This window comes from Nostocoides veronense (assembly GCF_039531185.1).
Taxonomy (GTDB): Bacteria; Actinomycetota; Actinomycetes; order Actinomycetales; family Dermatophilaceae; genus Nostocoides_A; species Nostocoides_A veronense.
Genome location: NZ_BAAAPO010000010.1, coordinates 42,380 through 61,692 on the forward strand (window position 1 = coordinate 42,380; position 19,313 = coordinate 61,692).

The 19,313-nt window shown below is 68.3% G+C and carries 22 protein-coding genes and 1 tRNA gene; 10 read left to right on the forward strand and 13 right to left on the reverse strand.

Features of this window, described 5'->3' with window-relative positions:
* Positions 1 to 87 precede the first annotated feature (87 nt).
* Positions 88 to 1,404, reverse strand: a complete 1,317-nt coding sequence (locus ABD225_RS03225; protein ID WP_344081195.1) for a bifunctional o-acetylhomoserine/o-acetylserine sulfhydrylase — start codon at positions 1,402 to 1,404, stop codon at positions 88 to 90.
* 126 nt (positions 1,405 to 1,530) lie between these two features.
* Here ABD225_RS03225 and ABD225_RS03230 point away from each other — a divergent pair, with 126 nt between their 5' ends.
* On the forward strand, positions 1,531 to 1,959 hold the full coding sequence (locus ABD225_RS03230; RefSeq protein ID WP_344081198.1) for a nitroreductase family deazaflavin-dependent oxidoreductase: 429 nt from the start codon (positions 1,531 to 1,533) through the stop codon (positions 1,957 to 1,959).
* Between the two features lie 4 nt (positions 1,960 to 1,963).
* Here ABD225_RS03230 and ABD225_RS03235 read toward each other — a convergent pair whose 3' ends face one another.
* Genes ABD225_RS03235 through ABD225_RS03245 form a run of 3 tightly spaced genes read right to left on the reverse strand, consistent with a single transcriptional unit; the run spans position 1,964 to position 3,188 of the window.
* Entirely contained in the window at positions 1,964 to 2,395 is a 432-nt protein-coding gene (locus tag ABD225_RS03235) for a hypothetical protein (protein ID WP_344081201.1), read from the reverse strand.
* Positions 2,382 to 2,750: a hypothetical protein gene (locus ABD225_RS03240; protein ID WP_344081204.1), complete on the reverse strand. Its 369-nt coding sequence runs from the start codon at positions 2,748 to 2,750 to the stop codon at positions 2,382 to 2,384. The genes ABD225_RS03235 and ABD225_RS03240 overlap by 14 nt, the downstream gene beginning before the upstream one ends.
* Before the next feature lie 57 nt (positions 2,751 to 2,807).
* A complete protein-coding gene (locus ABD225_RS03245; protein ID WP_344081207.1) occupies positions 2,808 to 3,188 on the reverse strand; it encodes a hypothetical protein in 381 nt (126 codons plus the stop codon).
* Positions 3,189 to 3,347: 159 nt separating this feature from the next.
* On the opposite strand from ABD225_RS03245, the gene ABD225_RS03250 reads away from it, so the two are divergent.
* The 5 genes from ABD225_RS03250 (at position 3,348) to ABD225_RS03270 (ending at position 8,264) form a co-directional block, all read left to right on the forward strand.
* Positions 3,348 to 4,655, forward strand: a complete 1,308-nt coding sequence (locus tag ABD225_RS03250) for an alpha-amylase family glycosyl hydrolase (RefSeq protein ID WP_344081210.1) — start codon at positions 3,348 to 3,350, stop codon at positions 4,653 to 4,655.
* 28 nt (positions 4,656 to 4,683) lie between these two features.
* Positions 4,684 to 5,268, forward strand: coding sequence for a TIGR03086 family metal-binding protein (locus ABD225_RS03255; protein ID WP_344081213.1), 585 nt, complete (start codon positions 4,684 to 4,686; stop codon positions 5,266 to 5,268).
* Between the two features lie 75 nt (positions 5,269 to 5,343).
* A complete protein-coding gene (locus tag ABD225_RS03260) occupies positions 5,344 to 6,234 on the forward strand; it encodes a tryptophan 2,3-dioxygenase (protein ID WP_344081216.1) in 891 nt (296 codons plus the stop codon).
* Positions 6,227 to 7,447, forward strand: coding sequence for a kynureninase (gene kynU / locus ABD225_RS03265; RefSeq protein ID WP_344081219.1), 1,221 nt, complete (start codon positions 6,227 to 6,229; stop codon positions 7,445 to 7,447). The genes ABD225_RS03260 and kynU overlap by 8 nt, the downstream gene beginning before the upstream one ends.
* Complete coding sequence (locus ABD225_RS03270) at positions 7,440 to 8,264, forward strand: alpha/beta hydrolase family protein (RefSeq protein ID WP_344081222.1); 825 nt, start codon at positions 7,440 to 7,442, stop codon at positions 8,262 to 8,264. The genes kynU and ABD225_RS03270 overlap by 8 nt, the downstream gene beginning before the upstream one ends.
* A 191-nt stretch (positions 8,265 to 8,455) precedes the next feature.
* Here ABD225_RS03270 and ABD225_RS03275 read toward each other — a convergent pair.
* The 5 genes from ABD225_RS03275 to ABD225_RS03295 form a co-directional block, all read right to left on the reverse strand.
* Positions 8,456 to 8,528: transfer RNA gene (locus ABD225_RS03275), tRNA-Ala, on the reverse strand.
* Positions 8,529 to 8,575: 47 nt separating this feature from the next.
* The gene (locus tag ABD225_RS03280) at positions 8,576 to 9,241 is read right to left on the reverse strand and encodes a histidine phosphatase family protein (RefSeq protein ID WP_344081226.1); all 666 of its coding nucleotides are present in this window, start codon (positions 9,239 to 9,241) and stop codon (positions 8,576 to 8,578) included.
* A gap of 37 nt (positions 9,242 to 9,278) precedes the next feature.
* Positions 9,279 to 9,680, reverse strand: a complete 402-nt coding sequence (gene rsfS, locus ABD225_RS03285) for a ribosome silencing factor (RefSeq protein WP_344081229.1) — start codon at positions 9,678 to 9,680, stop codon at positions 9,279 to 9,281.
* Positions 9,681 to 9,700: 20 nt separating this feature from the next.
* Positions 9,701 to 10,291: a nicotinate-nucleotide adenylyltransferase gene (nadD, locus tag ABD225_RS03290; protein ID WP_344081232.1), complete on the reverse strand. Its 591-nt coding sequence runs from the start codon at positions 10,289 to 10,291 to the stop codon at positions 9,701 to 9,703.
* Between the two features lie 65 nt (positions 10,292 to 10,356).
* Positions 10,357 to 10,587 carry a hypothetical protein gene (locus tag ABD225_RS03295; protein ID WP_344081235.1) on the reverse strand — a complete coding sequence of 77 codons (231 nt, stop codon included), beginning with the start codon at positions 10,585 to 10,587 and terminating at the stop codon, positions 10,357 to 10,359.
* A gap of 533 nt (positions 10,588 to 11,120) precedes the next feature.
* On the opposite strand from ABD225_RS03295, the gene ABD225_RS03300 reads away from it, so the two are divergent.
* A complete protein-coding gene (locus ABD225_RS03300) occupies positions 11,121 to 12,059 on the forward strand; it encodes a glycosyltransferase family 2 protein (protein ID WP_344081238.1) in 939 nt (312 codons plus the stop codon).
* Positions 12,056 to 12,859 (forward strand): spermidine synthase, encoded by an 804-nt coding sequence (locus ABD225_RS03305; protein WP_344081241.1) that lies wholly within the window; start codon positions 12,056 to 12,058, stop codon positions 12,857 to 12,859. The genes ABD225_RS03300 and ABD225_RS03305 overlap by 4 nt, the downstream gene beginning before the upstream one ends.
* A 155-nt stretch (positions 12,860 to 13,014) precedes the next feature.
* Here ABD225_RS03305 and ABD225_RS03310 read toward each other — a convergent pair whose 3' ends face one another.
* Positions 13,015 to 13,707 (reverse strand): class I SAM-dependent methyltransferase, encoded by a 693-nt coding sequence (locus tag ABD225_RS03310; protein WP_344081244.1) that lies wholly within the window; start codon positions 13,705 to 13,707, stop codon positions 13,015 to 13,017.
* A gap of 6 nt (positions 13,708 to 13,713) precedes the next feature.
* Positions 13,714 to 14,997, reverse strand: coding sequence for a glutamate-5-semialdehyde dehydrogenase (locus ABD225_RS03315; RefSeq protein ID WP_344081247.1), 1,284 nt, complete (start codon positions 14,995 to 14,997; stop codon positions 13,714 to 13,716).
* A 35-nt stretch (positions 14,998 to 15,032) separates the two neighbouring features.
* On the opposite strand from ABD225_RS03315, the gene pdxY reads away from it, so the two are divergent.
* Positions 15,033 to 15,887, forward strand: coding sequence for a pyridoxal kinase PdxY (pdxY, locus tag ABD225_RS03320; RefSeq protein WP_344081250.1), 855 nt, complete (start codon positions 15,033 to 15,035; stop codon positions 15,885 to 15,887).
* 109 nt (positions 15,888 to 15,996) lie between these two features.
* Here pdxY and ABD225_RS03325 read toward each other — a convergent pair whose 3' ends face one another.
* The gene (locus ABD225_RS03325; protein ID WP_344081253.1) at positions 15,997 to 17,511 is read right to left on the reverse strand and encodes an MFS transporter; all 1,515 of its coding nucleotides are present in this window, start codon (positions 17,509 to 17,511) and stop codon (positions 15,997 to 15,999) included.
* Positions 17,512 to 17,666: 155 nt separating this feature from the next.
* Between ABD225_RS03325 and ABD225_RS03330 the strand changes: the two genes are divergently transcribed.
* On the forward strand, positions 17,667 to 18,527 hold the full coding sequence (locus tag ABD225_RS03330) for a class I SAM-dependent methyltransferase (RefSeq protein WP_344081256.1): 861 nt from the start codon (positions 17,667 to 17,669) through the stop codon (positions 18,525 to 18,527).
* Positions 18,528 to 18,584: 57 nt separating this feature from the next.
* On the opposite strand, the gene ABD225_RS03335 is transcribed toward ABD225_RS03330, so the two are convergent.
* Complete coding sequence (locus ABD225_RS03335; RefSeq protein ID WP_344081259.1) at positions 18,585 to 19,298, reverse strand: hypothetical protein; 714 nt, start codon at positions 19,296 to 19,298, stop codon at positions 18,585 to 18,587.
* Positions 19,299 to 19,313: the final 15 nt, after the last annotated feature.

Genomic DNA, 19,313 nt, shown 5'->3' on the forward strand with positions numbered 1-19,313 from the left:
GGCATCCGGAGAGAAACGAGTGACGGATGGGGCGGGTGGGGTCGGCGGTGGGGTGGGCGGCGCGGCGGGGCGCGGCTGGGGTCGGCGTCAGGCGCGGGCGGCGGCGAAGCCTTGCTCGAGGTCGGCGATGATGTCGTCGCGGTGCTCGATGCCGACGGCCAGGCGGATCAGGCCGGGCGTGACGCCGGCCTTGAGGCGGTCCGCGTCGCCGCCTTGGCTGTGCGTCGTCGAGGCCGGGTGGATCACCAGCGAGCGGACGTCGCCGATATTCGCGACATGCGAGTGCAGGCTCAGCCCCTCGACGAACTTCTTGCCCGCCTCGAGCCCGCCGGCGATCTCGAAGCCGATGACCGCGCCGGCGCCCTTCGGTGCGTATTTGTCGGCGCGCTCCTTGCCCGCGTCACCCTCGTGGGAGGCCCAGCGCACCGATTCGACCTGTGGGTGTCCCGCCAGATAGGCGATGACCTCGCGAGTGTTGTCCAGGTGCCGGTCCATCCGCAGGCTGAGCGTCTCGATGCCCTGCTGGATGAGGAAGGCATTGAAGGGCGAGACCGCGCAGCCGAGGTCGCGCAGCAGTTGCACGCGCGCCTTGAGGATGTAGGACAGATTCGCGCCGAAGGGCGAGCCGACGCCGAGGTCGGGGCCGAAGCGCAGGCCGTGGTAGCTCTCGTCGGGCTCGTTGTAGTTCGGGTACTTCGCCGGGTCCTTCGTGTAGTCGAAGGTCCCGCCGTCGATGATCACGCCGGCGATCGAACTGCCATGTCCGCCAAGGTATTTGGTCGCGGAGTGCAGCACGACATCGGCGCCCCACTCCAGAGGGCGGATGAGGTATGGCGTGGCGATGGTGTTGTCGACAACCAGCGGCACGCCGGCGGCATGGGCGACGCCCGCAACGCCCTCGATGTCCAGGACGTCGGCCTTCGGGTTCGCGATGGACTCGCCGAAAAGCACCTTGGTGTTCTCGCGGATTGCACCCCGCCATTCGTCGAGATTCGCCTGGTCTTCGATGAAGGTGACCTCGATGCCCATCTTGGCGAAGGTGTGCTTGAGCAGGTTGAAGGTGCCGCCATAGAGCGCCGCACTGGCGACGATGTGATCGCCGGCCTCCGCGATATTCAGCAGACCGAGAGTGGTCGCCGACTGCCCCGAGGACACCAGCAGCGCCGCGACGCCGCCTTCCAAAGCAGCCAGGCGCTGCTCCACGGCATCCTGGGTCGGGTTCATGATCCGGGTGTAGATATTCCCGAATTCCTTGAGCGCGAACAGATTTGCCGCGTGGTCGGTGTCCTTGAAGACGTATGACGTGGTCTGGTAGATCGGCAGCGCCCGCGCCCCAGTCGTCGGGTCGGGTTGCTGGCCGGCGTGCACCTGCTGCGTCTCGAACTTCCAGTCGCTCTCGCTCATGACCGAGTCTCCTTCTCGCATTCCGGCGGTCGCTGCCCACCTTGCCCGAGGTGTCAGCATTCGGGATCGTCGTCTCCCATGCCGGACCAGCCGCCCAGGCAAGCGGGGGGTGGCAGGATCGAGGGCATGACGACATACCGCCCCAGCCCGTCCAAGTGGGTCCGCAATCAGGTTGCCGCGATCGAGGCTGCCGGCACCACGGAGGCCGCCGATATCCAAGGCATGCGTGTGGTGCTGCTGACCATGACCGGCCGCAAGTCCGGCGACACCCTCAAGGTGCCGCTCATGCGCGTTGAGCACGACGGCCTCTATGCCGCCGTCGCCTCCAAGGGCGGCGCCCCCGACCACCCGCAGTGGTACTTCAATCTCCAGGCGCAGCCGGACATTTCGCTCCAGGACGGCACCCTGGATCGGCCCGTCCGGGCGCGCGAACTTCAGGGCGCGGAGCGCGAGCAGTGGTGGGAGCGGTGCGTCGCCGCCTTCCCGCCGTATGCGGAGTACCAGACCAAGACTGACCGGCTGATCCCGGTCTTTGTCCTGGAGCCGCGCGCCTGATCCGTCAGCGCGGGTGGGTGCCGCGGCGCAGCCACCACAGCCCGACGATGGGCAGGATCAGCGGGACGTAGCCATAGCCGGAGCCGAAGTGGCTCCACACCGTCTTGTCCGGGAAGGCATCGGGCACGACATATGACGCGAGCCCCACCACGAGCACGCCCGCCAGTTCGATGGAGATCGCCCCCGTGGCCAAGGCGCGCCGTGAGGTCGCCAGGGCAAAAGTCGCGACGATATAGATCAGCGCCGCTACGGCGGATAGGAGGTACGCGACCGGCGCCCGATCGAAATACTCCATGATCTGCAGCACGGAGCGGCCGGTTGCCGCGAGGGCGAGCACGGCATACAAGGCGACGATGAGTCGTCCAGGACCTGCTCCCGTCGGCGGCGCCGCCCCGTCGACGACCGGGGCGGTGCGGGTGGGCTCAGGCGCGGCCATACAGGTTCCAGATCTGGGCGATGCGGGAGGTCATCACGGCGACCGTGAATGCGGCGACGACCATGACGCCCATCGCCCACCGGGTCTTCTCCCGGATCGCGAGCAGGGTCGCGAAGATCGGGACGACGGGCAGGCTCAGGGCATAGGCGAGGAAGGTCGCGCCTTCGGAGCTGGGGTCGATGCCGCGAAAGTTCTTGGCGGACAGCACAGCGAGGACGATCAGGCCGATCTCGGTCAGGACCGTCAGCGCCAGCAGCGCGTCATTGATCAGCTTGCCGCGCAGCGCGAAGACCGCGGACAGCAGCAGCCACGCGACCGACAGCGCGATCACGCCGATGCTGACAGGGATGAGCACCCGAGGAGCCTACGTCCCGGTGACGCAGCGCCCCAATCAGACCTGCGCACCACGCGCTCAGCCGTTCGCGCCGATCACGAGGTAGCCCTGCGCCGCCATCATGATGCCGACGACCACCCAGGTGCGCGGCGGATGATGCACGCCGTACTTGACCTGGTCGAGCACCAGAACACCCAACTGCAGCAAAACGATCCACCCGAAGGTGACCACGGCGAGTTCGGCGAACTGCAGCGCCGAGGCATACACCCAAAAGAGCAGAACCATCGACACCATGCCGAGGCCGAGCATCGACGCCGAGCGATGCAACATCCACTCCTTGGCGGCATAGGCACCCACGAGGTCCAGCGCAGCCAGACCTGCCATGGCGATCGTCGCGTTGAGCACGAAGGGCCAGGTGGACGGCAACTTCAACATCGGCACCACGTCCATCGCGGTCACAACGCACCCCTCCATGCCATGTGCGCCTGGCCTGGTGCTGGGCGCCCTGTCAGCAGGACAGAGTGCCGCCGACTCCGGGTGATACACCCCCCTCTTGCGAAGGTCGCGCGCGCACGGCATACGGTGGGATACCCGAACCCCAGCCAGCAAAGGACGACCGTGACCGACCCCCGCTACACCCCTGCCCCCGAGAGCGAACTGACCCACCCGGAGTGGTCGAAGGACGCGACGATCTATCAATTGAACACTCGGCAGTTCTCGGAGGAGGGCACCTTTGCGGCGGCCGCGACGCAGCTGCGGAGGATTCGCGATCTCGGGGTCGACATCGTGTGGCTGATGCCGATCAACCCGATCGGCGAGGTCAACCGCAAGGGCAGTTTGGGGAGTCCGTATGCCGTGCGGGACTACTTCGCCGTGAACCCCGAGCTGGGGACCCTCCAGGATCTCAAAGACTTTGTGGCACAGGCGCACTCGCTCGGGATGAAGGTCATTCTGGACTGGGTCGCGAACCACACCGCGTGGGACAACGTGCTCGTCGCCGAGCACCCGGACTGGTATGCCCGGGACTGGAAGGGCGAGTTCACGCCGACGCCGTGGTGGGACTGGGACGACATCATCGACCTGGACTATTCGGTTCCGGAGCTGCGGGCCTATATGACGGACGCGCTGACCTATTGGGTCCGCGAGGCCGATATCGATGGCTACCGCTGCGATGTCGCGGGCTTTGTGCCAAATGACTTCTGGGAGAACGCCCGTCGCGAGATGGAGGCCATCAAGCCGGTCTTCCTGCTCGCCGAATGGGAGGCGCGCGATCTGCATCACCGGGCCTTCGATATGTCGTATGCGTGGTCGTGGAATGACACGCTCCACCACATCGCGATGGGCAAGGCCGATGTCGAAGCGTTGTACGTCTACTACGCCTGGAACGCCAAGGCCTATCCGCGTGACGCCATGCGGATGATGTTCACGAGCAATCACGACAAGAACACCTGGGAGGGCACCGACCGGGAGATGTTCGGCGAGATGCTCGAGGCCGCCATCGTGCTCTCGGTGATCGGCGAAGGCATGCCGCTGCTCTACAACGGGCAAGAGGCCGGCAACGAGAAGCGGCTGGAGTTCTTCGAAAAGGACCCGATCGTCTGGCGTGAGCACCCGATCGGCGATTTCTACCGAAATCTGTTCGCGCTCAAGAAGGCTCACTCGTGCCTGTGGAATGGCGGATGGGGTGCGCGGATGGTCAACGTTCGCAACACGGCATACAAGCAAGTCCTCAGCTTCGTGCGGCAGGACGAGGACAGCCGGGTCTTCTGCGTGCTGAACTTCTCCGACCAGGAGCAGACGATCACCCTCGGCCCGGGGCCCCACCACGGCGAATGGCGCGAGCATTTCAGCGGCACCGAGTTGGCCATCGACGCCGACACCCACCTGACCATCGAGCCTTTCGGCTATCGCATCTTCGTGGGATGACCGGCAGGCGCCCTGAAGGATGAGCGGCATGAGCGAGTCGTTGCACGACCTAACTATCGCGGAGCGCTATCGCCGCGTCGCCGCAGAATTTGGCGAAACCGTTGCGGGAGTGAGCGAGTGGGGTGCCCCGACGCCGGTGGCCGAGTGGCAGGCCCGCGATGTCGTCGGGCATCTGTCGACCTGGCTGCCCGGCATGCTCGGCGGTGGCGCGGCGATCACCTTCGCCCCCGTGCCGGACGCGGCAGACGACCCCGTCGGGGCATGGCAAGGCATCAACACCCAGGTGCAGGGGATCCTCGACGACCCGGAGCGGGCGCAACTCCTGCACAGCAATCCGCATACGGGCGAAAACCCCGTGGAGCAGGTCATCGACCAGTACTTCACGGTCGATGTCTTCCTGCACCGTTGGGACCTCGCGCGCGCCAGCGGTCAGGACGACCGTCTCGATCCGGCGTGGGTCGGGCAGCTGCTCAGCGGCATGACGAGCGTCGCCGACATGATCCGCGGGTCCGGTCAGTTCGGTGAGCAGCGGCCGGTGCCGGCGGACGCGACCGAGCAGGAGCACCTCATGGCCTTCCTCGGCCGGGACCCGAGGTGGTCCCCCACGACCTGAGTCACTGACCCGCTGACGCACGTCGCGGCAGGTCAGCCTCCCGGTGCGGTGAGCGGCCGGGCATACAGTGCCTCCATGAGCAAGGACACCGGAGTCCGCGAGATCGAAGAGGGCGTGCGCACCGATTTCCACGGCGCGATGAGCTACGGGCGCTACCTCGGGCTCGATCAAATCCTCGGGGCGCAACACCCTCGCAGCGTGCCCGAGCACCACGACGAGATGCTGTTCATCATCCAGCACCAGACCAGCGAACTCTGGCTGAAGTTGGTCCTGCATGAGTTGGAAGCGGCGCGGGCGCTGATCGATCAAGACCAGCCCGGGCCGGCCCTAAAGTGCCTGGCCCGCGTCAAGGCGGTGCAGCGCACCCTCATCGAGCAATGGTCGGTCCTCGGCACGCTGACGCCGCGTGAGTACGCGCAATTCCGTGGGGCACTAGGCAGTTCGAGCGGCTTCCAGTCCTACCAATACCGCGCGGTCGAGTTCATGCTCGGCAACAAGAACGCCGGAATGCTCAATGTCTTCACGTCCGAACCCGAGGCGCACGCCTTGCTCACTCGGCTGCTGCACGAGCCGACGGTGTATGACGCCTTCCTGCGCGCCCTCGCCCGAGCCGGGTATGCCGTGCCGGAAGAGGTCCTGAACCGCGATGTCACCAGGGCGTGGACCTTCCACCCGGAACTGGTGCCCCTGTTGACCCAGCTCTACGAATCGGAAGACACGCCATGGGGTTTCTATGAGGCGTGCGAGGACTTCGTTGACCTGGAAGACAACTTCCAGACCTGGCGCTTCCGGCACCTGCGCATCGTGCAGCGCACCATCGGGATGAAGACGGGCACCGGCGGCTCGTCGGGTGTGGGCTTCCTGCAAAAGGCCCTCGATCTGACCTTCTTCCCTGAGTTGTATGCCGTGCGCACCGCCATCGGCGCCCCCAATCCCTCGCCCTACGAGACCGCGCCTCATGACTGAGCGGTGCAGCGCCAGAGCCTTGGATGCGGCCGATCCGCTCGCGCCCTTTCGCGGTCGATTCCTCGACCCGGGTCCGTCTGTGGTGGCCTATCTTGACGGCAACTCGCTCGGCCGGCCGCTGGCCGAGACCGGCGCGCACCTGTGGTCCTTCGTCGCGCGCGAGTGGGGCGATCGGCTGATTCGCGCGTGGGACGAGTCGTGGATGGATTTCCCGTTCCGGCTCGGCGACCGCCTGGGGGAGGTCTGTCTTGGCGCTGCGGCCGGTCAGTGCGTGGTGGCCGATTCGACCTCGGTGCTGATCTATAAGCTCCTGCGCGCAGCGCTTGCCGCCGCGCCGGAGCGCGACGAGATCGTCATGTCCCGCGGCGACTTTCCGACCGATCGCTATCTCGCCGAGGGCGTGGCCGCCGAGACGGGCGCGCGCATCGTGTGGCTGGAGCCGTCGATGGATGGCGGGGTGTCGGTCGAGTCCGTCGCCGAGGTGGTCGGGGAGCGGACGGCGGTGGTCTTGCTCAGTCATATCGCCTATCGCTCGGGTTTCCTGGCGGATGCGCCGGCGATCACGGCGGCGGCGCACGCGACCGGCGCGCGGGTGATCTGGGACCTGTGCCACTCGGTCGGCGCCGTGCCGATGTCCCTGGATGCGTGGGAGGTGGACTATGCCGTGGGGTGCACGTACAAATATCTGAACGGTGGGCCGGGAGCTCCGGCCTTCGCGTATGTCGCTGCGCGGCATCAGGATTCGTTCCAGCAGCCATTGTCGGGGTGGATGGGTGCTGCCGATCCGTTCGCGATGACCTCGCCCTACGCGCCCGCGGCGGGAATGCGCCGGCTGCTCACCGGCACGCCGCCCATTCTCGCGATGCAGCCGCTGGTGGAGATGGTCGCGATGATCGCGGAGGCGGGGATTGACGCGATTCGCGCCAAGTCGGTGATGCTCACCGAGCGGGCGATCGAGTTGTCTGATGAACTGTTGGCGCCCTTCGGGGTGAGGCTGTCGTCGCCGCGCGATGCGGCTCAACGGGGCGGGCACGTGACGATCGACCACCCCGCCTTCGAGGAGGTGACGCTGCAGTTGTGGGAGCAGGGCGTCATCCCTGACTTCCGGCCGCCCGACGGCATCCGGCTCGGATTGTCGCCGCTCTCGACCTCCTTCGCTGAACTTGATCTCGGTATCGAGGCGATCCGGGAGGCCTTGGCGGCCCGTGCCTGAGACTGCCCCGCCCGGGCCGGTGGTGCGGCACGTGTATGGCGCCCACCCCAGCCAGGTGACCGACCTGCACCTGCCGCCTGCGGACTCGGTTGGGGGCGCTGCGCCGGTGTGCGTCGTCATCCATGGCGGCTTCTGGCGGGCGCGCTATGGCATGGAGCTTGGGACCCCATTGGCGGTGGATCTGGCCGGGCACGGGGTGGCGGCGCTGAATGTCGAGTACCGCCGGGTCGGCGACGGCGGTGGCTGGCCTCGGACGTGCGAGGACGTGGCGTCGGCGGTGGATGCCTTGGCGGAGTTGGATGCGACGGTTGTGGGGCGGCTGGACCTGAGCCGCGTTGTGGCACTTGGCCATTCGGCCGGTGGCCACTTGGCGGGATGGCTTGCCGGGCGGCCGGCTTTGCCGGTTGGCGCGCCTGGCTCTCACCCGCGCGTGCGACTCACCGGCGCGGTCCTTCAGGCCGGCGTGCTCGACCTCGAAGGTGCCATCGCCGACGATCTCGGGGCCGGGGCGGTGCGCGCCTTCCTGGACCCGGACGGGAGGGGTGAGCGGGCGTCATACGACCTGGCCTCGCCGATCCGTCTGCTGCCCACCGGGATTCGCACGGTCCTCGTCCACGGCGACCGGGACCAGGACGTGCCGATCAGCCAGTCCCGGGCGTATGCCGCCGCCGCCCGCGCCACCGGCGACGACTGCCACCTCATCGAACTCCCCGGCGCGGATCACTATGGCGTGATCACCGTCGACTCCCCCGACTGGGCCGTATGCCGCTCCGCCGTCCTCGATCTGCTCGACGCAAGGCACGCCCCGCTCGCGTGAGTGTCAACAGGGCTATCACCCTGCTGCCGCTCACGCGAACCGTCACATGGGACACGGAATGTCGAAGGCCCCCGGTCGCGAAGCGTTCCGGGGGCCAAGACATTCGGTGGAGCTGAGGGTGGGGTCCCCCCAGCGGAACGGAATGTCGAAGGCCCCCGGTCGCGAAGCGTTCCGGGGGCCAAGACATTCGGTGGAGCTGAGGGGATTCGAACCCCTGACCCCCTCCATGCCATGGAGGTGCGCTACCAACTGCGCTACAGCCCCGAACCGGGTGTCGGCGCGGAGGTTTCCCGCCGACCGACCGACAGATATTACCCAGAGGAAGCGCCGCCGCCCAAATCGGGGGCGCGCAGGTTCCAGCCGGCCAGGCGCCAGCCGTCGGTGCCTTCAACGAGTTCGGCCCACTGGCAGTTGCCGGGTGTGGTGAGCAGGCGCGTGATCGTCGGCGAGTCCAGGCCGAGAAGGACGGCGGTCAGGATGCGGATGGTTCCGCCGTGGCTCACGACAATGGCGCACTCCCCCGCCGCGAGCCCGTCGATCAACTCCTCCAGCGCCGGCGCCACCCGCTCTCGCACCTGGGCCGGCCCCTCGCCATCGATGCCGCGACGCTGCTCCTCACCCCGCAACGCGGCCGACCGCTCGGCCGGGTGCATGGCAATGACCTCGGCACTTCGCAGGCCGGTCCACTGGCCCACATCGAACTCGCGCCACCGTGAGTCGAGACGCACCTCGACGTCGAGCTGGCGCCCCACCGCGGCCGCTGTGTCGGCCGCCCGTTGCAGGTCAGAGGCGACGATCCGCACCGGCTTGTATGCCGTAAGCGCAGCCCCCGCGGCAGCCGCCTGCTGGTGCCCCAAGGCCGTCAGGGCGACATCGAGATGACCCTGCCAGATCCCGTCGAGGTTGGCCTGAGTCTCCCCGTGGCGCAACAGGATCAGCCGGCGGGGCGACATACGCTGGCGGGCCCGTTCGGTCACGAAAGCTCCCGACAGATCACGTCTCGAGAAAGCGCGATCAGTCGGCGGAGCGCGGAGCCACCAGCGACGCCTGCTCCGACCCGACGACACCGACATCCAGCTGCGGGCAGTCACGCCAGAGGCGTTCGAGGTCGTAGAAGTTGCGCTCATCCTCGTGCTGGACATGCACGACGATGTCGCCGAAGTCCAGCAGCACCCAGCGGCCCTCGCGAGCGCCTTCGGTCCGCTTGACCTTGGCGCCGGCGAGACGCACCTTCTCCTCCACCTCGTCAACGATTGCCGCGACCTGGCGCTCCGAGGGTGCCGAGACGATGACGAAGATGTCCGTCAACGGCAACTGGCCGCTGACGTCCAGGGCGACGATGGTCGCGGCGAGCTTGTCGGCGGCCGCGTGGGCAGCGGCGGTGGCCAACTGCTTGGCATGATCGGTTGCGGGCACAATTCTCCTTGGGTGGCCGCTCAGGCGCCGGGCGCGCCCGGGGCGGGCGCATCGGCATACAGACGGTGCTTGTTGATGTATTGGACGACGCCATCGGGAACGAGGTACCACACCGGTTCCCCGGCTTGGACCCGCGCGCGGCAGTCGGTGGACGAGATCGCCATGGCCGGGACCTCCTGCAGGTGGACCCGGTCGGCGGGCAGGCCGTGCTCGCTCAATTCATACCCAGGGCGCGTGACCCCAATGAACTGGGCGAGCTCGAACAGCTCTTCGGAGTCCTTCCACGACAGAATCTGCGCGAGAGCATCCGCACCCGTAATGAAGAAGAGTTCGGCACCCGGATATTCCTCGGCCAGGTCACGCAGGGTGTCGATCGTGTAGGTCTTGCCCGGCCGCTCAATGTCCGCGCGGCTGACCGTGAAGTCCGGATTGGAGGCCGTCGCGATGACGGTCATGAGGTAGCGATGTTCCGCCGGGCTGACGTTCGTGCCCTCTTTTTGCCACGGCTCACCGGTCGGCACGAAGACGACCTCGTCGAGGTGGAAAAAGGACGCGACCTCACTGGCCGCCACGAGGTGACCATGGTGGATCGGGTCGAAGGTGCCGCCCATCACGCCGAGGCGACGCCGACCGTCCGGCTCGCGCGCAGCGGCCGTCGACGCGTCAGCGATGGAGGTCAGTGGTTGCTGCTTCCGGCACTCGTGTCATGCCCGTGCCCGTGCGCCGCGCCCTTGGGCTGCCCGAGCTTGGCCGCCGTCCCGCGGAAAGCCCACGTCACGGCCAGTGCAAGAGCGAACAGGACAAGCGCGATGACGCCATACAAATAAGCGGGCATGGGCAACTCATGCATCTTCTCGCCACCCTCGGCCGCACCTTCGGCCGCCAGCATCAGCACGCTCATCGCCATGGGGCACACCTTATCGCGAACCATCCCCCGAGCCCGCCGCCGCCCGGTTGTCCACCGATTTTGCCCACAGGCCTGTGTATGGCGGGGCGAACCTCCTGCTCGTGTGTGGACAACCGCGCGTGGCGGATTCGACGAAGGCGGACCGTCGTTGCGCACTCGCCACCACAGGGTTTAAATGGTCGCTGCACCGCTTCGGGTCGGGTCCGTCGAGAGTCGGCCGGTCGGGGTGCGGCGATGGAGATAACGAGGCTCGGCCGCCCGTCCGGGGCGGCTTTGCGGCATAGCTGACAGCTCGCGCGCGACGGCGCGGGGAGTGCCACGAGGCTTCATTGTTCGGTTGTCAGTGCACGGCCCGCCCGCAAGGGTATGCAGTGGCCAGCGTCGCCCTGGCGGCCCGGCGTCCCCGCCGGGCGCTGGCAGGAACCCGGCCCCTCGGTCTCATACCCCGAGGGGCCGGTTCTGTGTCGTTTGGGGCTGGTGCACATTCCCGCGGCCGGGCGAACCGGGTCACCCGCCGCATTACGCTTGCGGCCATGGCCGGGCCGAGGGTGAGCATCGTGGTGCCGATGTTCAACGAAGAGGCCGTCCTGCCACTGTTCATCGCGCGGCTGCGGCCGGTGGCGGACGGGCTGGGCACGACATACGAAGTGCTCGCGGTCGACGACGGGAGCAGCGACGGCACCGCGATCGGGCTGCAGAAGGCGCGGCGCGACTGGCCCGAATTGCGCGTCGTGCGTCTGCGCGCCAACGCCGGCCACCAGGCCGCGATCTCCGCTGGCCTAGCCCGCGCGCGGGGCGACTATGTCGTCACCCTCGACGCCGACCTGCAGGACCCGCCGGAGGTCGTCGCCGAGATGCTCGACGCGGCGCTGGAGAAGCAGGTCGATGTCGTCTACGGCGTGCGCGGCGACCGATCCACCGACTCCTTCTTCAAACGCACCACCGCCCGCCTCTTCTATCGCTCGATGGGCAGCCTCACCGACGCCGACGCCCCGCGCGATGCCGGCGACTTCCGGCTGATGTCGCGCGCCACGGTCGAGGCGGTCAACGCCCTCCCCGAATACGGCCGGGTCTTGCGCTTCGTGGTCCCCGCGCTCGGCTTCCCCTCGGCAACGGTCACCTACCGACGTGACGAACGCGCCGCCGGCAGCTCGAAATACCCCTTCGCCAAGATGCTGCGCCTGTCCATCGACTCGATGACGGCTTTCTCGCTGGCCCCTTTGCGCTTCGCCACCTTCCTCGGCCTCGCCGGCGGGGTCGGCGCGCTCCTCCTGCTGCTCTATGCGCTCTATGCCCGCGCCGCCGGCCATGTCGTCGCCGGCTGGACCTCGACGGTGGTCATCGTCGCCGCGGTCGGCGCGGTGCAACTGCTGGCCCTCGGCATCCTCGGCGAATATGTCGGCCGCCTCTATGCCGCCTCCCAGGCCCGCCCGTCCTATTACGTCGCCTACGACTCCGACGACCCCGCGTGAGCCTGCGCTTCGAGACCGACGCGACCGGCGGCGTGACCGTCTGGTTACACGGTCAGCCACAGTCGTATGTCGATCCCGCCGACCCCCTTCTGCTCGCCTTTGAGTATGTCGAGCAACTCGCCGTCGCCCTGGATGTCGCCGCGCCCGAGGGCGAACGGTTGGCCGTCACGCACGTCGGAGGGGCGGGGCTGACGCTGGCGAGATATGTCGAGGCGACCCGCCCGGGGTCACCACAAATCGTCTTCGAGCCGGATGCCTCGTTGACGGAGGCAGTGCGCCGGGAGTTGCCGTTGTCGCGTGGGCACCGCATCCGCGTCCGCCCACTCGACGGCCGCTCTGGCCTCGCAGGGTTGGCTGACACTTCGGCGGATGTCCTTGTCGTGGATGCCTTTTCGGATGGCCAGATCCCTGTCGAGCTGACAACGAGCGACTTCTATGCCGAGACCGCGCGCGTGCTTCGGCCCGCCGGGCTGCTCGCGGCCAACCTCACCGACTCCCCCGACCGGCGCTATCTGGCGCGGGTGTTCGCGGCGGTGGGCACGGCATACCCCTCCTGCGTTGTGCTCGGAACGCACGACGTGCTCAAGGGGCGGCGCTTCGGCAACTACGTCCTCGTCGCCGGCCGCTCCGCGCTCCCGGTGGGCGATCTGAGCCGCCGGTGCGCCCGAACCTCGGCACCCACCGGCCTGTGGGACACGGCTCGGGTCGCTGCGCTGGCCCGCTCGGCGCGTCCGTCCACCGACGCCGACCCCGCCGTATGCCCGCCCGCCCCCGACCCCGGCGCCTGGCGCGTTCGCTGACGCCAGGCACCCCCGGCCCGCTACCGAGCGGAGCGGGGTTTCTGCCGAGCGGAGCGGGGTTTGCGGATGGGAGCGGCCTTATAGCCCCGCTCCCATCCTGAAGGGCCGCTCCGCTCGGTCGCCGGCGGTCGGCACAGCCTCGGGGACGGACGGGTTCAGGCGGGTCGGGCCGTGACCATCAGGGTCACCCCGGGCAGGCGCTTGACGGGCAGATAGCGCTCGACGGTGACGATCGCGCGCAGGCCAGCGTTGACGATGCGCGGGAGTTCTTCGAGGTCGCTGCCGGTGCTGGTGCGGCGGCGCAACTGGACCGTCGGCCGGAGCAGGACGTTCCATGACCAGAGGTCAGTGATCTGAAATCCGTTGCGCACCAACAGATCCGTGAGCGTCGTCTTGGTGTAACGGCGCACGTGATCGACCGCCACATCGTGCGCGGACCACAGCTTCGGGTCGCACGGCACGGCGATAAGGAAGGTCCCGTCCGGGCCGAGCACACGGCGAACGTCGCGGACGGCGGCGTCGTGGTCGGGGATGTGCTCCAGCACGTCATACGCGACGACGAGGTCGAGGGAGTCGGTGGCGATAGGCAGCGCCGTCGCATCGGCGCGCAGCACGTCGAGCCCGCGCTCCTTGCCGATCTGGGCGCCTTCCGCGCCATACTCCAGCGCCATGACCGACCACCCCGCGGCGGCGAGGACCCGGGAGTTGCCGCCACCGGCGGCACCGATGTCGAGGGCCCGGCCGGGCGGCATACCGGCGACGGAACGGGCGAGGAGGTGGCGGCGCTCGGCATACCACCAATGCGTGTCTTCAAGCTCGGTGAGCTTGCGAACTTCCTTGTCGTGCATGCGTTCTCAGGCCCGCACGTGTCCGTCGCCCTCGACGATCCACTTGGTCGTCGTGAGCTCGGGCAGGGCCATCGGGCCGCGGGCGTGGAGCTTCTGGGTGGAGATGCCGATCTCGGCGCCGAAGCCGAATTCGCCGCCATCGGTGAACCGGGTGGACGCATTGACCATGACGGCCGCGGCGTCGACCTCGGCGGTCCAGCGGCGGGCGGCGGCGCGGTCTTCGGTGACGATGGCCTCGGTGTGGCCGGACCCGAACGCGCGCACGTGATCCAGCGCCGCGTCGAGGGAGTCGACGACGCCGACGCTCATCTCCAGCCCGTGGAACTCGGTCGCGAAGTCCTCGTCGGTCGCGATCGCGAAGGGGACCCCCGCCTCGTCGGCGATGGCGCTCGCGCGCTCGTCCGTATGCAGGACCACCCTCGCCCCGGCGAGCTCGGTGAGCGCCTTGGGCAGGAAGTCGCTGGCCACCTTTTCGTGGACCAGCAGCGACTCGGCGGCATTGCAGACCGACGGACGGTGCGTCTTGGAGTTGATCGTGATGGCGAGGGCCTTGTCCAAGTCGGCGGCGGCATCGACATACACATGGCAGTTGCCGATGCCGGTCTCGATAACGGGCACGGTGGAGTTGAGGACGACCGAGTTGATCAGGTCCGCTCCCCCGCGCGGGATGAGCAGGTCGACCAGGCCGCGGGCGGTCATCAGGGCGCGGACGGCGTCGTGTCCGCCGCCGTCGAGTAGGCCGATGGCATCGGGGTTGATGCCTTGTGCCGCAAGGGATTCGCGCATGACGGCGACGAGGACGCGGTTGGAGGAGGCCGCCGCCGAGCCACCGCGCAGGATGACGGCGTTGCCGGACTTCAGGCCGAGGCCGGCGGCGTCGACGGTGACATTGGGCCGCGCCTCATAGATCATCCCAACCACGCCCATCGGCACGCGGACCTGCCGGATCTGCAGGCCGTTGGCCAGCGTCGAGCCGCGGACGATCTCGCCCACCGGGTCGGGGAGGGCGGCGATATCGCGCAGGGCGTCGGCGATCGCGGCGATGCGCGCCGGGGTGAGGCTGAGGCGGTCCTGGAGGCTCTCCGGCATACCCCCGTCGCGCCCGCGCTGCAGGTCCTCGGCGTTGGCGGCGACGATGCGCTCGGTGGCGGCGTCGAGGGCGTCAGCGAGGGCGCGCAGGACCTCGTCCTTGCGGGCACGGGAAAGTAGGGCCAGTTCGCGGGCGGCGACACGCGACTTCCCGGCCAGATCGGCGACGGTCGCGGTCGCCTCGGGGGAGATGCTCGACATACGTCCAAGGGTAGGCGGTGCGCGACAATGGCCCGGTGACCACCATCGTCTCCATCCAGTCGGCCGTCGCCTACGGCCATGTCGGCAACTCGGCCGCCGTCTTCCCTCTGCAGCGGCTCGGGGTGGAGGTGTGGCCGGTCTACACGGTCAACTTCTCCAACCACACGGGATACGGCGCGTGGCGCGGCCCGCTCATCCCCGCCGACGATGTGCGCGAGGTCATCACGGGCATGGAGGAGCGCGAGGCCTTCGGCGAGGTCGATGCGGTGCTGTCTGGCTATCAGGGCGGCACGCAGATCGGGGACGTGATCCTCGACGCCGTGGCGCGGGTCAAGGCGGCGAATCCGTCGGCGATCTATGCGTGCGACCCGGTGATGGGCAATGCGAAATCGGGCTGCTTCGTCCACCCGGACATTCCGATTCTGTTGCGGGAGAAGGTCGTTCCAGCCGCAGACGTGATCACGCCGAACCAGTTCGAGTTGGGCTTCCTGACGGGGACCGAGCCGGAGTCGTTGGAGTCCACGCTCGCGGCGGTCGATGCGGCCCGAGCGATGGGGCCGTCAACGGTGCTCGTCACCAGCGTGCTGCGCCCCGACCGGCCGGAGGGCACCATCGAGATGCTCGCGGTGCATGGCGACGAGGCGTGGATCGTGCAGACGCCGCACCTGCCGATGAAGGCCAATGGCTCCGGCGATGTCACGGCGGCGCTCTTCACCGCGCACCTGCTCGACTCCGGCCGCCCGGACGAGGCGCTCGCCAAGACAGTGTCGTCGGTCTATGCGCTGCTGAAGCGGACGCTGGAGTCCGGACGCCGCGAGTTGCAGTTGGTCCAGAGCCAGGAGGAGATCGCCCACCCGGCCTGCGAGTTCACCCCCACGCGCGTGCGGTGAGGCGCGCTCCTGCGGGAGGCGGGCGGCATACGCCCTGACGTGCCGCAAGTCAGCACAGGTTGGTCGACTGTGGACAGCTTGCACGCTGTGCGGAGTTGACTAACTGCTGCTAGGACACCCCACCAATTTCGCCCACGCAGTGCGTGGGACCCACGCTCGTACCGCCCACGCAGAGCGTGGGACCCAGCTCCGATACTTCGCGGGGACCCCGTCCGGGAGTTTCGCAACAGGGCCTGGCAGAGGTTCCTTGGGGGTGCCCGGCGTCCACCCGCCGCGCCAGGGGCACGGTCGCCAGGGCCGCGAGTATGCCGACCAGCACGGTCAGCGTGATGGGCCGGGCGGTCAGGTGGTCGGCTTCGGCCGCGACGAGCGCGCCACCCGAGGCCGTCGCCGCGGCAACACCGACGGCGACCGCGATGGTCCGGGCCGCGAGGTACTTCCCGAGCTCCTCCCCCGGCACCAAGATCGTCAGGTGCACGGACAGGGTCGTATTGATCAGGCCCATGCCGATCGCGGACACGGCGAAGGCGGCCAACGCAGGGATGATCGCGATGACGTCCAGCGCCAACAGCAGCGGACCGAGCCCACCCAGAGCCATCAACGCCATCGCCAGAGCCGAGATCCGGCCTGGTGAGTAGCGTCGGCGCAGAGCGTCGCGGGACGAGATGTTTGATCCCAGGGCCCAGAACACCCCCGTGATCGACAGGCTGAGCCCGGCGATGGCGGCGCTCTGGCCCCGCACGGTCGCGAGCAGCAGGGGCAGGAGGCTCCCGATGCCGGTGAACGCCACGCTGAGCGTCAGCACGGTCAGGATCAGCGCCGGCGCACCCCTCTCGGCCCGCAAGGTCCCGGCGGGCAGAACGTGAGCCAGGCGGGCCGCGACCACGACCGCCGCCACCACCGCCGCGACGATCGGCAGCCATGCCCCAGAAGCTCCTGCCGAGACGCCCCACGTCAGGAGCGCGATCGCGCTCGCCACGATCGCCGCAGCCCGGATCGTCGCCCACTCCTGCGCCGTCCACGGGCGTTGTTCGCGGCCCTGCGCGAGTCGGATTGCCGGAATCAGCGCCGGGATCGCCAGCCCGAGCAACAGCAGCGGCAGCACGAAGGCCGCCCGCCACCCCAGCCAGTCCGTGATCGCTCCGGCAATGGCTGGCCCGAGCATCGATGGCAGAATCCATGCCGTCGAGAAAGCGGCAAAGACCTTGGCGCGCAAGGATTCTGGCAGCAGGTCCGCAATGAGGACAACGAGCGAAATGTCGAGAAATCCCTCACCGACACCGGACAGCGCCCGCGCGGCGACAAGCACCTCCATCGTCGGCGCCAGCCCACACCCGACCTGGGCCAACGAGAAGGCGATCAGCGAGCCGATGAGAATGCGCCGTGGTCCGATGTGGTCGGTCCATGCTCCCGCCAGAGCCGACGCGAACAGAAAGGTCGCGGCCGGCAGCGCTGTTGCCAAACCAAACCAGCGCAGGCCGTCGAGGTCCGAGGCCACAATCGGCAGGATCGTCGTCACGGCCCGGTTTTCGTAGGCCCCGATCGTCACGAGGGCCAGCGCCGCGATCGTGACCCAGCGATACTCGGGACTCAGAAGCGAGCCCGCCGGTTTGGATGTCGTCACACGAGCCGCCACGAGCCGCTGGCCGTCCTGATCAGCGGGTATGCCGCACCGCACGCATATCCCGACGCGCCGCGGATATCCAGATCACCCCACATCAGAGCGCGATACTCTCACGCCTGATCCGAGCATCCCGTCCTTCCCCAGAGCGAGAGACCATGAGCGCCACCGAATTCACCGCCACCAAGGTCGAAATGGACGACATACCCCTCGACGGCCAGGCGGCGGACGTTAAGGGACGATTCGAAGCCATTTATGGCGCCGAGCCGGAGACCCGCAACGGCTGGTTCCACCCCTCCGACTGGCCGCGGGCGGCATACGTCCTGGGCCGGATGGACCCCGGCGAGCGCGCCCTCGATGTCGGGGTGGGCGCCGGGCAGTTCCTCAACATGGTGGCACTGTCCGGCCGGTATGCCGAGGTGGCGGGCCTGGACCGGGCGCGCTTCTCGAAGTACCAAGAGTTCAGCGAGATCATCACGCGCACCGATGGCTCGATCGACGAATTGCCTTATCCAGACAACCATTTCGATGTCGTCACCTGTATGGAGGTGCTCGAGCACCTGCCCCCGGAGGTCTTCGTCGCGGGACTGGCCGAGCTGCGCCGGGTATGCCGTGGCCAACTCCTCATGACGGTCCCGTTCGAGGAGCCAGAGCCGCTGTCGAAGACACATCTGCGGCGGTTCGAGCGCACCGACATCGTCGAGATCTTCCCCGACGGCCGCTTCACCATCCTCGGGCGCCGCCGCAAGCCCTGGGTGCTGATCGAGGAGCGTTTCGACGGCGCGCCTTTCGCGACACTGAACGAGCCGCTGTTTGACGGCGCGAATGCCGCCACGCCCGCGCCGCCCAAGAAGCCGGCCGCCGTGGCCGCCCCTGTCGCCGCGAAGAAGCCCGCCGCCCCGGCCAAGAAAGCCTCGCCACCCCTGACCACCACGGGCCGCGCCGTGCGCTGGGCTCGTCGCCACGCCCCAGCACCGGTGCGCGCGGTGGCCCGCCGCGTCCGCGGCCTCCTGCGCTGACCCCTCGCGGGAGTCCGCCACCACGGTCATCACGCCTGGCCAAGACCGCAAGGATGGTCAGGAATGTCGTCGCTGCCACCGCTCAAGCGGGTCAAGCGCGAAGTCGGCGCGTTTGTCTGGAGCCGTTGCGGCCAAGATCGCTAAGACCTCTTGAGGGGTCTTGCCGATGAGGTCCCGCTGTGCCGCCACCGAGGCAGTCATATCCTCCGGCATTGCAAGACGGTCCCCCACGAAGTTCAAGGCCGATGACGTCAGCAACTCCCAGCGAGGATTGCCCTGCCTGGCGAAGTCGGTGAAGACGGCGGGCACGACATACTCCGTCCCCTCCGTCAGCCAGGGTTGCGAGGTGTCCCGCAGCTCCTTCACCGATCCATTACTGTCCTCGAACAACCACCCTCCGGCGCTGACCTCAAAGCTCGCCGGCGGTTGGGGAGCGCCCGGTCTGGCCCAGTGGGTCGATTGAACAGCCACTCTCGCGTTTCGGCCGATAACGCCCTCTCCCAACGACTTTTCCTCATCCGAGGGCGGCACCTGACGCACTCCCGCAACCTTGACCGTGACGACAGCATCGGCGTAAGTGACCACGTCCTGCAGCGTGGAGAAGTACATCGCCGGATATGTCGACGAGACGCTCGGGGGCGCCAGCGTGTACGTCCGACTTCCCACGACCAGGGTCGCGGGTGACGTGCTGTCGGTCGCCGTCCCCGCCGCACTACACGCGCCGAGCAGCATGAGACTCGCGGTTAGCCCGACCAGACGCATCGGCTTCACAATCCCTCCCCGGCG